Genomic DNA, 12,638 nt, shown 5'->3' on the forward strand with positions numbered 1-12,638 from the left:
CCTTGTGTTCTGGGGGCCCGCGCCGCGGTGGGGTGGGGGGGTCGCTGCCCGCCCCCGCCGGCGCGCCGGGCGCGGGGCGCGGGCGTCCCGCGACGCCCCCCCCCCCCCCGCCGTCGGCCGTAGCGCCGGCAGGCCCGCCGAGGCGGGCCCGTGCACCTACTCCAGGAGGAGTACGGGCGCTACGCCGCCCACCTGACGACTTTCACAGTCCGCGGGAATAGGCTCGGACCATGCAGCACCGTTTCAGGGGACCGCCCACCGCCGTCATCGTGGTGGTGGTCGCCGTGATCCAGGTGGCAGGGTCGGCGTTCGCGTCCTCACGGCAGCCCGGCCACGTCCCGCTGGATCCGCTGGCACTGGCACTTCTGCTGCTGGGCCCCGCAGCCCTGGCCTTTCGCCGGCGCGCGCCGCTGGTGATGCTGCCCGTCGCCGCCGGGGCCACCGCAGCGTACCTTGCCATGGGCTACGCCTGGGGTCCGGTGGTCCTGTCCGTCGCGCTGGCCCTGATCCTGACGGCGGCGGCCGGAAAGCGCGCTGCGGCATGGTTGGGGGCGGCGGCAGGAATCCTGGCGTTGTTTCTTGCCGCCGCACGCAGCGGCGACGAAACGGCGTTCGTCCGCGCATTTGCCGGTTCCTCATGGCTGGCCATCCTGGTCCTGATCGGCGAAGGGGTGCGGTTCCGCGGCGAACGGCTGGCCGAACGGCGCCGCCAGGAGGCCGCGGCGGAGCAGGCTGCCCGCGACGAATACCGGCTTGCCCTGGCCCGGGACATCCATGACGTGGTGGCCCATTCGCTGTCCCTGATCAATGTTCGGGCTTCGGTGGCGCTGCACCTGGGTGAGAAGGATCCGGCGCAGTTCCGGCCCGCCCTGGAGACCATCAAGGCAGCGAGCAGGGAATCACTGGCCGAGGTCCGGCAGCTGCTGGGCGTCCTCCGGGAAGATGCGCCGTTGAGCCCCACCAGCCGGCCGAGCCTGGACCGGGTCCCGGAACTCGTTGACAACGCGCGGCGGGCCGGGCTCGAGGTCCGGCTTCAGGCCGGCCCGGGTACGGAACACGTTCCCGCTGCAGTGCAGGAAACGGCGTACCGGATCATCCAGGAGGCGCTGACCAATGTGGTCCGGCATTCCGGGGCGCGGACGGCCCAGGTTTCCATCCACGCTGCGAAAGGGGAGCTGCTGGTGACCATTGACGACGACGGTGCCGGGGCCGGCACACTGCCCGAAGGTAACGGCATCACCGGCATGAGGGAGCGGGTGGCAGCTTTGGGCGGCAGGCTTGGGCTCGGGCCAGCACCGTCCGGTACGGGCTGGCGGGTCCGCGCGGTCCTCCCGCTGCCCGCCCGTGCAGGGCAGGAACCAGGATGATCAGCATCTTGCTTGCCGATGACCAGAACCTCATCCGTGCGGGCTTCCGGGCGCTGCTGGACGCAGAAGCCGACATGAAGGTGGTGGCGGAATGCGGGACGGGTCGCGAAGCGGCGCGGCTCGCCCGCCAATACCACCCCGACGTGGTGCTGATGGATATCCGCATGCCGGACGGTGACGGCTTGGAGGCAACGCGCCAGATCCTCTCCGATCCCTCGCTGTCCGGTACCCGGGTGGTCATCCTCACCACCTTCGAGCTGGATGAATACATCGCCGAGGCCGTGCGGGCCGGTGCCGCCGGTTTCCTGGTCAAGGACACCGAACCGGCCGAGCTCCTGCGCGCGGTCCGCATCGTGCATGACGGCGATGCGCTGCTGTCGCCGTCTGTCACCCGGAGGATCATGGCCCAGCTGGCACGCCACTCCCGCGCCGCCGAACCGCCCGTGGCGCTGGACCGCATCACCGAGAGGGAACGGGAAGTCCTGCAGCTTGTGGGGGAGGGGTTGAACAACGCCGAAATAGCGGACCGGCTGTTCATCACTCCGCTCACGGCAAAGACGCATGTCTCGCGGATCATGGCGAAGCTGATGGTCAGGGACAGGGCGCAACTGGTGGTCCTGGCCTACGAATCCGGCCTCGTCAGGCCGGGCTGGGCAGGCTGACCCCGGCATCGGGTGCAGCCGCCGGACTCCCAGGGGAGTACGCGGCCGGGTGCAGGTGACTCCCGCCGCCGGACGCGCCCGCAGGCTCCGGCAACGAGACTCGATACAAGGCCGGATCCCCGGCCTGTTGAGAAAGTCTGGAGAACGAAAATGTTGCCTTCACTGACCACCGCACTGTCCGCCGCAGCCCTGTCCGCGGCTGCGCAGGTGCCAGCCGACACAGTCGCCTACGGATCCTGGCACGGTGCCTTTTCCCCCTGGTTCCTGTTGTTCCCGCTCTTCTGGATCCTGGTGATCGCGCTGTTCATCTTCGTGGCCCGCAGGACCTGGCGCCGGAACCAGCACTGGGCAGCCGGCCAGGGGGCCGAAGGAGTGCTGCGCGAACGCTATGCCCGCGGCGAGGTCGACGAGACAGAGTTCCGGCAGCGGCTGGAGGTCCTGCGCAGCGGAGACCGACGCCAGAAGTGACCGATTGCTCCCGCGCTGTTCGCCCGAGGTGGAAGGCGGCGGGAGCACGGTCCACCGTTTGAGACAATAGCTCCATGCGAACTTTGGGCAGCTCTTCGTCATCCTCCAAACCCGCCAGGGGCGGCTTTTCGATGTTCCGGATCAGCGGGCCGGGCCTGATGGTGCTGGTGACTGCCTTCATTGTGGCGGTCATCTTCGCCGCCAACCAGAACGACGTCGTGGGCTGGGTTGTCGCCGTCATTGCCGCTTTCTGGCTGGCGCTGGCAGCGTTTGTGGTCTTCAGCATCCAGCGGGCCGCCAAGAAGGCAGGGGCGAAGCTCTCAGAGGCGCAGAGCGCCTTCCACACGGCCACCGGACGCGCGCCGGCCCATACAGCTGCGGACCAGGGCGGCACACGCGTCATCTACGAGCGCCGCGAAGCTGACGAAGTGCGGGACCTGAAGCTGGACCACTCCTTCAAGATCGTCCAGGTGCAGGTCCGCGTGGTGGAGGAGGAACGCGCCAAGGGCGCTGCCGCCAACCAGGACACCATCAACCGCGCCCTGGAGACGATCGAGATCACGGCCACCAACGCCAGGGACATGATCAAGTCTTCCGGCGGCAGCGGCGAGCCGGTGACCGGGACCATCATCGACTAGAGTGGAGCGGGTGAGCTCGGCATTGAACAAGGACCACATCCGCATCGCATCCGTGAACGTCAACGGCCTCCGGGCTGCCTACAAAAACGGCATGGCGGCGTGGCTGGAGCCGCGCGAAGTGGACATTCTCTGCCTGCAGGAAGTGCGCGCCCCTGACGTGATCGTCCGGGAGCTGCTGGGGGATGGCTGGCACATCCTGCACGCCGAAGCGGAAGCCAAAGGCCGTGCCGGCGTCGCCATAGCGTCCCGCCAGGAACCGCTCGACACCAGGAACGGCATCGGCGACGACTACTTCGCCACTGCCGGCCGCTGGGTTGAGGCCGACTTCCGCGTCCCGGATGCCGCAGGGAACCCTGTCCAGCTCACCGTTGCCAGCGCTTATGTGCATTCGGGCGAAGTGGGGACCCCCAAACAGGACGACAAGTTCCGCTTCCTGGACGTTATGAGCACCCGGCTTCCGGAGCTGACCAAGCACAGCGACCACGCCCTGGTGGTGGGGGACCTGAACGTCGCCCACACGCCCAGGGACATCAGGAACTCCAAAGGCAACGTCAAGAAGGCCGGGCACCTCCCGGAGGAACGCGCCTACTTCGACCGTTTCCTGGGCGAGGAGATCGGTTGGCACGATGTCCACAGGAACCTGGCCGGCGACGTCGACGGGCCCTACACGTGGTGGTCCTGGCGCGGCAAGGCGTTCGACAACGACACCGGCTGGCGCATCGACTACCACCTGGCCACTCCCGGGCTGGCGGCGTCCGCCATTTCGGCGGTCGTTGACCGTGCAGCCTCCTGGGACACCCGCTTCTCCGACCACGCCCCGCTGGTAGTGGACTACCAGCTCTAAGCCCGAAAGTTTTTCCATGACCACCCAGACTTCCCCCACCGCCAAAAAGCGCATCCTGTCCGGCGCCAAGCCCACCGCCGATTCCCTGCACCTGGGCAACTACATCGGAGCCGTGCGCAACTGGGTGGACATGCAGGCGGAGTATGACGCCGTCTTCTTCATCCCGGACCTGCATGCCATCACCGTGGATTTCGACCCCTCGGAACTGGCAAAGCGCACCCGGATCGTGGCTGCCCAGTACATTGCCGCCGGGATCGACCCCGACAAGAGCATCTTCTTTGTCCAGTCCCATGTTCCCGAGCATGCCCAGCTTGCATGGGCCTTGAACTGCATCACGGGATTCGGCGAGGCGTCGCGGATGACGCAGTTCAAAGACAAAACCCAGAAGTCCGGCGCCGACGCCGCCACGCTGGGCCTCTTTGCCTACCCCACCCTGATGGCCGCGGACATCCTCCTTTACCAGAGTGATCTCGTGCCCGTGGGTGAGGACCAGCGGCAGCACCTTGAACTCACCCGGAACCTGGCCCAACGGTTCAACACCCGGTTTGGCCACACGTTCACCGTTCCCGAGGCGACCATCGTCAAGGAAAGCGCCAAGATCTACGACCTCCAGAATCCCAGCGCCAAAATGTCGAAGACGGGGGAGTCCCCCAACGGCGCCATCCAGCTCCTGGAAGATCCCAAGATCGCCGCCAAGCGCATCAAGTCCGCAGTGACAGACGCCGGCACGGACATCCGCTTCGACCCGGAGGAGAAACCGGGGGTCTCCAACCTGCTGACCATCTTCTCCTCCCTTACGGGCAAGTCCGTGGCGGACCTGGAAGCCGAATACCAGGGCAAAATGTACGGCCACCTCAAAGTGGACCTCGCCGAGGTGGTGGTGGACTTCATCACCCCCCTGCGCAACCGGACCAACGAACTCATGGCCGATCCCGCGGAACTCGACAGGCTGCTGGCCCTCGGCGCGGAACGGGCCCGCGAGATTGCCTCGGTCACCCTGGGCCAGGTGTACCAGCGCATGGGCTTCCTGCCGTCCCTCAGCCTCGCAGGAGTCCGCTAGCGCCATGTCTTCGGGAAACGTCACCGCCAGGGGAGGTGCCCGCTCTGCCGCCCAGGCCGAGCGGACCCTGGCCGACCGAATCGGAGACCAGTCAGGCAAGAGCCCCGGCGCCGAACAAAGCGTGACGCCCAGCGACGAAATCAGCGTGGGCGTCATCCTGGGTTTTCCGCCGGAGATCGCCGAAGAACTCCAGCGATGGCGGGCGTCTTTCGGCGACCCCATGGCGGGCGTGGTACCGGCACATATCACCCTGGTGACCACCACCCCCACCCAGGACTGGGAGGCCACCCGCCGGCACGTGCGCGAAGTGGCCAGGTGCCAGAGCCCCTTTATGGTCACCATCGCCGGGACCGGAACCTTCCGGCCGGTTTCTCCCGTGGTCTTCATCAACGTGGAGGACGGGTTTGATCACTGCGTGGACCTGCACCGCAAGCTCCAGCAGGGCCCGCTCCACCGCGAACTGCCCTTTGCCTACCATCCCCACGTAACCATCGCGCACGATGTTGCCCCCGAAAGCCTCGATGAGGCCGAAACGGTGCTGAAGAACTACAGGGCAACCTTCCCCGTGGTTAGCATGGGACTCTATGAGCATGATGCCGACGGCATCTGGCAGCTACGGGAAGAGCTGGACTTTGGGACCGAAACTGACAACCACGGCGACACCCGCTTCAGGGGCGATGCCGCGGACACCCCAACGGACGCAGGGTAACCAGCAGCCGCTGCCCACTGAGCACGCCCAGCTGAAGCTGGAGGTCATCCAGAAGCGGATGGAGTGGAACAGGGTGCGCAGGACCGGAGCCAGGTTCGCCGCCCTGATGGCCCTTGTGCAGTGGCTCACTGCCCGCGTGAACGTCCTGCGGCCCATGCGCGCGTTCCGGCATTACAGCCTCCACTACGGGCCCTTGATGAGCGCCGGCATCGGCTTCACCATGTTCTTCTCCATCACCGGCCTGCTGGCCACCGGCTTTTCCGTGGCTGGCCTGGTGCTGAGCAGTCAACCGGCGCTGCTGGACACGATCATCAAGAGCGTGGCCACCAGCGCCCCCGGCCTGCTGAAGATCAATGGCGGCCAGGGCCTGGTGGATCCCAAGGACCTGCTCAATCCCGGCAGCCTTGGCTGGACCGCCATCATCAGTGCCGTGGTCACGGTTGTCACGTCCCTCGGCTGGATCAACGGCCTGCGGGACGGCCTCCGTGGCATGCTGCAACTGCCGCCACTGATGGTCAACCCCATCCTGCTGAAACTCCGCGACGCCGGAACCCTCCTGCTGCTGGGGGTGGCCCTGGTACTCAGCGCGGGTGCGTCACTGGTATTCGGCACGGCGGCCGGCTGGGTTTCGAACTTCCTGCACCTTACCGAAGCCCTGGCCGGTCCACTCACCACGTCCGTCAAAATCTTCGTCCCGCTGGTGCTGAATTGGGTTACCGCGCTGATCATGTACCGGCTGGCAGCGGGCCTGAAGCTCTCACGCCAGGCCCTGCTTGAGGGCACCATCCTCGCCGCCCTGGGCACTACTGTGCTGCAGATCTTCAGCACCGAGCTCCTGGGCGGGGCCAGCCGCAACCCCCTCCTGGCCTCGTTCGCCGTCATCATCGGGCTCTTGATCTGGTTCAACCTGGTCAGCCAGGTCTACCTTGTCTCCGCAGGCTGGGCAGCCGTGCGGGAGGCCGACCTGGACTCCGGCAGCTCTCCCCGGAAAGCCATCCTCGGGGCGCGCCGAGCGACGCCCCAGACCTGACCACAGGGGATGGCCTCCGGTGCCGTTCTAGGAGCCGTTCCCGGCGTCCAGGTACTGGTCTGCCCAGGCGGCGATGATCCGGGCGGCCCGGGCAGCCTGGCCCTTGCCCGTCAGCAGGTGGTCGCTTCCCTCCAGCGATACGAAGTTCCGCGGGTGCCTGGCGGTCTGGAAGATGGTGCTGGCGTTCTCGATCCCCACCGTGTTGTCGGTGGGGGAGTGCAGCACCATCAGGGGCTTGTGCAGCTGCCGGATGCAGTCCGTCAGGTCTGCGTTCTCCAGGTCCTCGACGAAATGACGGCGGATTTCCACCCGCTTGCCGCCAAGGTCCACCTCGGCACTGCCCTCGCTGAGGATCCTGTCCAGCGCTGCATCGAAGACGTGCGCCACGTGCTTGGGGGAGAAGGGTGCGCCCACCGTGGCAACGGCATCGAGCTCCGGGATCTCCCGCGCGGCCGCAAGCACGGCGGCGCCGCCAAAGGAGTGCCCCACCAGGAGCGAAATCTCCTTCCCTTCGCTGCGCATGAACTCCGCAGCCTTTACCGTGTCAGCCACTTTGTGGCTGAAGGACCCCGCGGACCATTCACCGGCAGAGCCGCCCAGTCCCACGTTGTCGAAGCGCAGCATGCCAATGCCGCTGTCCGCCAGCGCCTTGCACATGCGGGCTGCGGAGGGGCTGTCCTTGCCCAGCGTGAAGCCGTGCGAGAAGACGCCCCACCCCTTAACCGGACCTTCCGGGACGTCGATGATGCCGGACAGCATTTCGCCCGTGGAACCGGCAAAGGAGACTTTTTCGGAGCGGGACATGCCGTCCCCTTTCTGTGCCAAAACGAACGACGGCGCCGCCACCACGTGTGGTGGGCGACGCCGTCGGCCGTTGTACCTGTTGTTGGACGCGACTAGATCCGGCGGGCCAGGATGGCCTGCTTGACCTCCGCGATGGCCTGCGTGACCTGGATGCCGCGCGGGCATGCCTCGGTGCAGTTGAAGGTGGTGCGGCAGCGCCACACGCCTTCCTTGTCGTTGAGGATTTCCAGGCGCATGTCACCGGCATCGTCACGGGAATCGAAGATGAAGCGGTGTGCGTTGACGATCGCTGCGGGACCGAAGTACTGCCCGTCCGTCCAGAACACGGGGCAGGAGGACGTGCACGCGGCGCACAGGATGCACTTGGTGGTGTCGTCGAAGCGTTCCCGGTCCTCTGCGGACTGCAGGCGTTCGCGGGTAGGCTCGTGGCCCTTGTTGATGAGGAACGGCATGACTTCGCGGTACGACTGGAAGAACGGTTCCATGTCCACGATCAGGTCCTTCTCCACCGGCAGGCCCTTGATGGGCTCCACTGTGATGGGCTTGGACGTGTCCAGGTCCTTCAGCAGCGTCTTGCAGGCAAGGCGGTTTCGGCCGTTGATGCGCATGGCGTCCGAGCCGCACACACCGTGGGCGCAGGAGCGGCGGAACGACAGGGTGCCGTCCATTTCCCACTTGACCTTGTGCAGGGCATCAAGCACGCGGTCCGTGCCGTACATGGTCAGGTGGAAGTCGTCCCAGGTGGCTTCCCCGGAAACCTCCGGGTTGTAGCGGCGGACCCGCATGTGGACGTCGAACGTGGGGATTTCCCCGCCTCCGCCGACGCCGGCAGGAAGTTCAACCTTTGAGGCTGGCTCAGCGATTTCAGCGGTCATCTTAGTACTTCCTCACCATCGGCTCGTAGCGGGTAAAGACAACCGGCTTGGTGGCGAGGCGGATGCCGGCGATTGATTCCGCCGATCCGTCGGCCGGCGCATGGTCATCCTTGTACGCCATGGAGTGCTTCATGAATTTCTCGTCGTCACGCTCGGGGAAGTCCTCGCGGAAGTGTCCGCCGCGGGATTCCTCGCGGTGCAGTGCGGCCACGGTCATGACCTTGGCCAGTTCCAGCAGGAAGCCGAGCTCAACGGCCTCGAGCAGGTCCAGGTTGAAGCGCTTGCCCTTGTCCTGGACGTTGATGCGCTTGTACCGCTCCTCGAAGGAGGCAATGTCGCGCAGCACCTGGTTCAGGGTGTCCGCCGTGCGGAACACCTGCATGTTGGCGTCCATCGTGTCCTGCAGTTCCTTGCGGATCTGCGCCACCTTCTCGTCGCCGGTGCCGTTGCGGGCAATGTCCAGCAGTTCGGTGGTGTAGGCCAGCGGGTTCTCCGGCAGCTCCACGAACGGGGCGGTCTTGGAGTACTCCGCAGCGGCGATGCCGGCGCGCTTGCCGAACACGTTGATGTCCAGGAGCGAGTTGGTGCCCAGCCGGTTGGAGCCGTGGACGGATACGCAGGCCACTTCACCGGCGGCGAAGAGGCCGGGGATCACGGTGTCGTTGTCCTGCAGGACCTCGGTCTCGATGTTCGTGGGGATGCCGCCCATGGCGTAGTGCGCCGTGGGGAATACCGGCACCGGCTCGGTGTACGGTTCCACGCCCAGGTAGGTGCGGGCGAACTCGGTGATGTCCGGAAGCTTGGCGTCGATGTGTGCCGGCTCCAGGTGGGTCAGGTCCAGGAGGACGTAGTCCTTGTTCGGGCCGCAGCCGCGGCCTTCGCGGACCTCGTTGGCCATGGAGCGGGCCACGATGTCACGCGGTGCCAGGTCCTTGATGGTGGGGGCGTAGCGCTCCATGAAGCGCTCACCCTCGGAGTTGCGGAGGATGGCACCTTCACCGCGGGCGGCCTCGGACAGCAGGATGCCCAGTCCGGCAAGGCCGGTGGGGTGGAACTGGAAGAACTCCATGTCCTCCAGCGGGATGCCGCGGCGGAATGCGATGCCCATACCGTCACCGGTCAGGGTGTGGGCGTTGGACGTGGTCTTGAAGACCTTGCCGGCGCCGCCGGATGCGAAGACCACGGACTTGGCCTGGAACACGTGCAGTTCACCGGAGGCGAGGTCGTAGGACACGACGCCGGCCACGCGCTTCTGCTTGTAGGGCGTGCCGTCGGGGCGGACAGCATCCTCTTCGACCGTCAGCAGGTCCAGGACGTAGTACTCGTTGTAGAACTCGACGTTGTGCTTGACGCAGTTTTGGTACAGGGTCTGCAGGATCATGTGGCCGGTGCGGTCCGCGGCGTAGCATGCCCGGCGGACCGGAGCCTTGCCGTGGTCGCGGGTGTGGCCACCGAACCGGCGCTGGTCGATCCGGCCTTCGGGCGTCCGGTTGAACGGCAGGCCCATCTTTTCCAGGTCCAGCACCGCGTCGATGGCTTCCTTGGCCATGACCTCCGCGGCGTCCTGGTCAACCAGGTAGTCGCCGCCCTTGACGGTGTCGAACGTGTGCCATTCCCAGTTGTCTTCCTCGACGTTGGCAAGGGCTGCGCACATGCCACCCTGTGCCGCACCGGTGTGCGAGCGGGTGGGGTAGAGCTTGGTCAGTACTGCTGTGCGCGCGCGCTGACCGGATTCGATCGCGGCGCGCATGCCAGCGCCACCGGCACCGACGATGACGACGTCGTACTTATGGACCTGCATACCAGACGCTCTTTCTCTCAAAATTCGCTATGAAACAACGGGGCGGCTTTGCCTGCTCCGCAAAACAGGGCCCGCGGCAATGCCCGCGGGCCCGGGGTGGTGCCAGTGCTAGGCAGGGCAGAATCCGCCCGGAAGGGCGACGCCGTTCACCACGGGGCACGGGTTGAAGGTAAAGATCACCAGCGTGCCAAGGAGGATGATGACCACTGCGGCCGCATAGAGAACCGTCTTCAGCCAGCGGCGGGTGGACGTCTTCTCCGCGTAGTCGTTGATGATGGTGCGGACACCGTTGGTGCCGTGCAGCATGGCCAGCCACAGCATGGCAAGGTCCCAGAACTGCCAGAACGGGTCAGCCCACTTGCCGGCCACGAACCCGAAGTCGATGGCGTGGATGCCCTCGCCCACCATGAGGTTCACGAACAGGTGGCCGAAGATGAGGACCACCAGCACCACGCCGGAGAGGCGCATGAACAGCCAGGCGATCATCTCGAAGTTGCCCTTGGCGCCGCCGCTCCGGCGGTACCGGGGGGCGATCCGCCCGCTGCGGGGGCTCTCGATCGTTGCAGTCATGGCTTAGTGACCTCCGAGGGCGAGGGACAGGTGGCGGATGGAGAAGGCGACCATGGTCACAACCCAGAGGGCCAGCACTGCCCACAGCATCTGGCGCTGGTACTTGGCACCCTTCTTCCAGAAGTCGACCGCAATGATCCGCAGGCCGTTGAAGGCGTGGAAAACGATGGCGGCGACGAGGCCGGTCTCGCCCAATGCCATCAGCGGGTTCTTGTAGGCGCCGATGACAGCGGTGTAGGCCTCCGGTGACACACGCACCAAGGAGGTGTCCAGCACGTGGACCAACAAGAAGAAAAAGATCACTACACCGGTAATGCGGTGTCCTACCCAGGACCACATGCCTTCACGGCCGCGGTACAAGGTGCCAGCTGGTTTTGTCGGCACTGATAAACCTCCCTGCAACACAGCGGCGCTGGCATGAGATCCATGCGGGGGGAACGCCTGCTGCGAGAGCACTCGTAGCTCAGGCCTAAATCTAGGCTCCGCTTACAGCTTATTCAATTTAGACGTTCGTTGGTGCCCAGTGCTGGTGCGGATTTTCGCCCTAAATGAGACCAACACCACACCATTGGCCGCATTTGGACCCGGCGGCGGGGCGAATCACGGTGCGCCGGTGACATCACGGCCGGTGTCATCACAGGAGCCACTTGCCCCCCTTCGGCTAAAGTAGCCGTGATGAGTACAGACAAAGTGACAAGCCCGGCTTCACCCCTTGACCGCTTCATTGCGGTGATTCCGGCAGGCGGAGTGGGGACCCGCCTCTGGCCTCTGTCACGAGCAGCAGCTCCCAAGTTCCTTCACGATCTCACGGGATCCGGCAGCACTTTGCTGCGCGCCACATATGACCGCCTGCACCCGCTGGCTGGCGACCGGATGCTGGTGGTGACCGGCAAGGCGCACCGTGAAGCGGTGTGCCGCCAGCTTCCCGAGGTCCACGACGCCGACCTGGTCCTTGAGTCGGAGCCCAAGGACTCGGCCGCAGCCATCGGCCTTGCCGCGGCGATCCTGCATGAGCGCGATCCCGACACCATTATGGGTTCCTTCGCCGCTGACCAGGTGATCAGCCCGGATGCGCTGTTCCAGCAGGCTGTCCGCGAGGCGATCCACACGGCCGCCGCGGGCAAGATCGTCACCATCGGCATCAAGCCCACCCACCCCTCCACCGGTTTCGGCTACATCCGTTCCGGCAAGGCATTGAATGTCGAGGGAGCGCCGAGCGCCCATGACGTGGTGGAGTTCGTCGAGAAGCCCGACGAGGTGGTGGCCCAGCAGTACGTGGACAGCGGCGACTACGTGTGGAACGCCGGCATGTTCGTGGCGCCCGTCTCGCTGATGCTCAAGCACCTCGAGGCCAACCAGCCCGAACTGTTCCAGGGCCTGCAGGAAATCGCACGCGCCTGGGACACCCCGCAGCGTGACGAGGTCACCGCCCGCATCTGGCCCACCCTGCCCAAGATCGCCATCGACTACGCAGTGGCCGAGCCCGCCGCCGAAGCCGGGGACGTCGCCGTCGTGCCCGGGTCCTTCCGCTGGGACGACGTTGGCGACTTCGCCTCGGTCGGCCGGCTGAACAGCGCCAAGGAAGTGGACGACGTCACCGTCCTCGGTGAAGGCGCCCGCGTCTTCACCGAGAACTCCAGCGGCGTGGTGGTCACGGACACCAAGCGCGTGATCGCGCTGATCGGCATCCAGGACGTCGTCATCGTCGATACCCCGGATGCCCTGCTGGTGACCACCATGGCCAATTCCCAGCGGGTAAAGGCCGCCGTGGACGCTCTGAAGGCAAGCGGGGACACGGACGTTCTTTAGC

Annotated in this window: 14 protein-coding genes; 9 read left to right on the top strand and 5 right to left on the bottom strand. The window is 66.0% G+C overall.

Annotated elements, in window-relative coordinates; genetic code table 11:
* Window positions 1-230 precede the first annotated feature (230 nt).
* The 8 genes from J2X98_RS00005 to J2X98_RS00040 all read left to right on the top strand — a co-directional run bounded on the left by J2X98_RS00005 (window position 231) and on the right by J2X98_RS00040 (window position 6,778).
* Window positions 231-1,367 carry a sensor histidine kinase gene (locus J2X98_RS00005; protein ID WP_307303267.1) on the top strand — a complete coding sequence of 379 codons (1,137 nt, stop codon included), beginning with the start codon at window positions 231-233 and terminating at the stop codon, window positions 1,365-1,367.
* Entirely contained in the window at window positions 1,364-2,029 is a 666-nt protein-coding gene (locus tag J2X98_RS00010; RefSeq protein ID WP_141940537.1) for a response regulator, read from the top strand. Before J2X98_RS00005 ends, J2X98_RS00010 begins: the two co-directional genes overlap by 4 nt.
* A gap of 150 nt (window positions 2,030-2,179) precedes the next feature.
* Window positions 2,180-2,497, top strand: coding sequence for an SHOCT domain-containing protein (locus tag J2X98_RS00015; protein WP_307303270.1), 318 nt, complete (start codon window positions 2,180-2,182; stop codon window positions 2,495-2,497).
* A 74-nt stretch (window positions 2,498-2,571) separates the two neighbouring features.
* Window positions 2,572-3,135 (top strand): hypothetical protein, encoded by a 564-nt coding sequence (locus tag J2X98_RS00020; RefSeq protein ID WP_141940539.1) that lies wholly within the window; start codon window positions 2,572-2,574, stop codon window positions 3,133-3,135.
* Window positions 3,136-3,145: 10 nt separating this feature from the next.
* A complete protein-coding gene (locus J2X98_RS00025; RefSeq protein ID WP_307303273.1) occupies window positions 3,146-3,979 on the top strand; it encodes an exodeoxyribonuclease III in 834 nt (277 codons plus the stop codon).
* 16 nt (window positions 3,980-3,995) lie between these two features.
* Window positions 3,996-5,039, top strand: a complete 1,044-nt coding sequence (trpS, locus tag J2X98_RS00030; protein ID WP_141940541.1) for a tryptophan--tRNA ligase — start codon at window positions 3,996-3,998, stop codon at window positions 5,037-5,039.
* 4 nt (window positions 5,040-5,043) lie between these two features.
* Entirely contained in the window at window positions 5,044-5,748 is a 705-nt protein-coding gene (locus J2X98_RS00035; protein ID WP_141940542.1) for a 2'-5' RNA ligase family protein, read from the top strand.
* A gap of 58 nt (window positions 5,749-5,806) precedes the next feature.
* On the top strand, window positions 5,807-6,778 hold the full coding sequence (locus J2X98_RS00040) for a YihY/virulence factor BrkB family protein (RefSeq protein WP_307303690.1): 972 nt from the start codon (window positions 5,807-5,809) through the stop codon (window positions 6,776-6,778).
* A 27-nt stretch (window positions 6,779-6,805) separates the two neighbouring features.
* Here J2X98_RS00040 and J2X98_RS00045 read toward each other — a convergent pair whose 3' ends face one another.
* The 5 genes from J2X98_RS00045 to sdhC all read right to left on the bottom strand — a co-directional run bounded on the left by J2X98_RS00045 (window position 6,806) and on the right by sdhC (window position 11,212).
* Window positions 6,806-7,582 carry an alpha/beta hydrolase family protein gene (locus J2X98_RS00045; RefSeq protein ID WP_141940544.1) on the bottom strand — a complete coding sequence of 259 codons (777 nt, stop codon included), beginning with the start codon at window positions 7,580-7,582 and terminating at the stop codon, window positions 6,806-6,808.
* Between the two features lie 92 nt (window positions 7,583-7,674).
* On the bottom strand, window positions 7,675-8,457 hold the full coding sequence (locus J2X98_RS00050) for a succinate dehydrogenase iron-sulfur subunit (RefSeq protein WP_141940545.1): 783 nt from the start codon (window positions 8,455-8,457) through the stop codon (window positions 7,675-7,677).
* Window position 8,458: 1 nt separating this feature from the next.
* Window positions 8,459-10,258 carry a succinate dehydrogenase flavoprotein subunit gene (gene sdhA / locus J2X98_RS00055; protein ID WP_141940546.1) on the bottom strand — a complete coding sequence of 600 codons (1,800 nt, stop codon included), beginning with the start codon at window positions 10,256-10,258 and terminating at the stop codon, window positions 8,459-8,461.
* Window positions 10,259-10,366: 108 nt separating this feature from the next.
* The gene (locus J2X98_RS00060) at window positions 10,367-10,828 is read right to left on the bottom strand and encodes a succinate dehydrogenase hydrophobic membrane anchor subunit (protein WP_307303280.1); all 462 of its coding nucleotides are present in this window, start codon (window positions 10,826-10,828) and stop codon (window positions 10,367-10,369) included.
* A 3-nt stretch (window positions 10,829-10,831) separates the two neighbouring features.
* Complete coding sequence (gene sdhC / locus J2X98_RS00065) at window positions 10,832-11,212, bottom strand: succinate dehydrogenase, cytochrome b556 subunit (RefSeq protein WP_081620212.1); 381 nt, start codon at window positions 11,210-11,212, stop codon at window positions 10,832-10,834.
* A gap of 291 nt (window positions 11,213-11,503) precedes the next feature.
* Here sdhC and J2X98_RS00070 point away from each other — a divergent pair, with 291 nt between their 5' ends.
* Entirely contained in the window at window positions 11,504-12,637 is a 1,134-nt protein-coding gene (locus tag J2X98_RS00070) for a mannose-1-phosphate guanylyltransferase (protein WP_141940548.1), read from the top strand.
* Window position 12,638 lies beyond the last annotated feature (1 nt).

This window comes from Pseudarthrobacter enclensis (assembly GCF_030811655.1).
Classification (GTDB): Bacteria; Actinomycetota; Actinomycetes; order Actinomycetales; family Micrococcaceae; genus Arthrobacter; species Arthrobacter enclensis_A.

What these genes read in the sequence shown, in the direction of transcription:
- J2X98_RS00005 (WP_307303267.1), top strand. Translation starts at nt 231, where the DNA reads ATGCAGCACCGTTTCAGGGGACCGCCCACCGCCGTCATCGTGGTGGTG.
- J2X98_RS00010 (WP_141940537.1), top strand. Translation starts at nt 1,364, where the DNA reads ATGATCAGCATCTTGCTTGCCGATGACCAGAACCTCATCCGTGCGGGC.
- J2X98_RS00015 (WP_307303270.1), top strand. Translation starts at nt 2,180, where the DNA reads ATGTTGCCTTCACTGACCACCGCACTGTCCGCCGCAGCCCTGTCCGCG.
- J2X98_RS00020 (WP_141940539.1), top strand. Translation starts at nt 2,572, where the DNA reads ATGCGAACTTTGGGCAGCTCTTCGTCATCCTCCAAACCCGCCAGGGGC.
- trpS (WP_141940541.1), top strand. Translation starts at nt 3,996, where the DNA reads ATGACCACCCAGACTTCCCCCACCGCCAAAAAGCGCATCCTGTCCGGC.
- J2X98_RS00035 (WP_141940542.1), top strand. Translation starts at nt 5,044, where the DNA reads ATGTCTTCGGGAAACGTCACCGCCAGGGGAGGTGCCCGCTCTGCCGCC.
- J2X98_RS00040 (WP_307303690.1), top strand. Translation starts at nt 5,807, where the DNA reads ATGGAGTGGAACAGGGTGCGCAGGACCGGAGCCAGGTTCGCCGCCCTG.
- J2X98_RS00045 (WP_141940544.1), bottom strand. Translation starts at nt 7,582, where the DNA reads ATGTCCCGCTCCGAAAAAGTCTCCTTTGCCGGTTCCACGGGCGAAATG.
- J2X98_RS00050 (WP_141940545.1), bottom strand. Translation starts at nt 8,457, where the DNA reads ATGACCGCTGAAATCGCTGAGCCAGCCTCAAAGGTTGAACTTCCTGCC.
- sdhA (WP_141940546.1), bottom strand. Translation starts at nt 10,258, where the DNA reads ATGCAGGTCCATAAGTACGACGTCGTCATCGTCGGTGCCGGTGGCGCT.
- J2X98_RS00060 (WP_307303280.1), bottom strand. Translation starts at nt 10,828, where the DNA reads ATGACTGCAACGATCGAGAGCCCCCGCAGCGGGCGGATCGCCCCCCGG.
- J2X98_RS00070 (WP_141940548.1), top strand. Translation starts at nt 11,504, where the DNA reads ATGAGTACAGACAAAGTGACAAGCCCGGCTTCACCCCTTGACCGCTTC.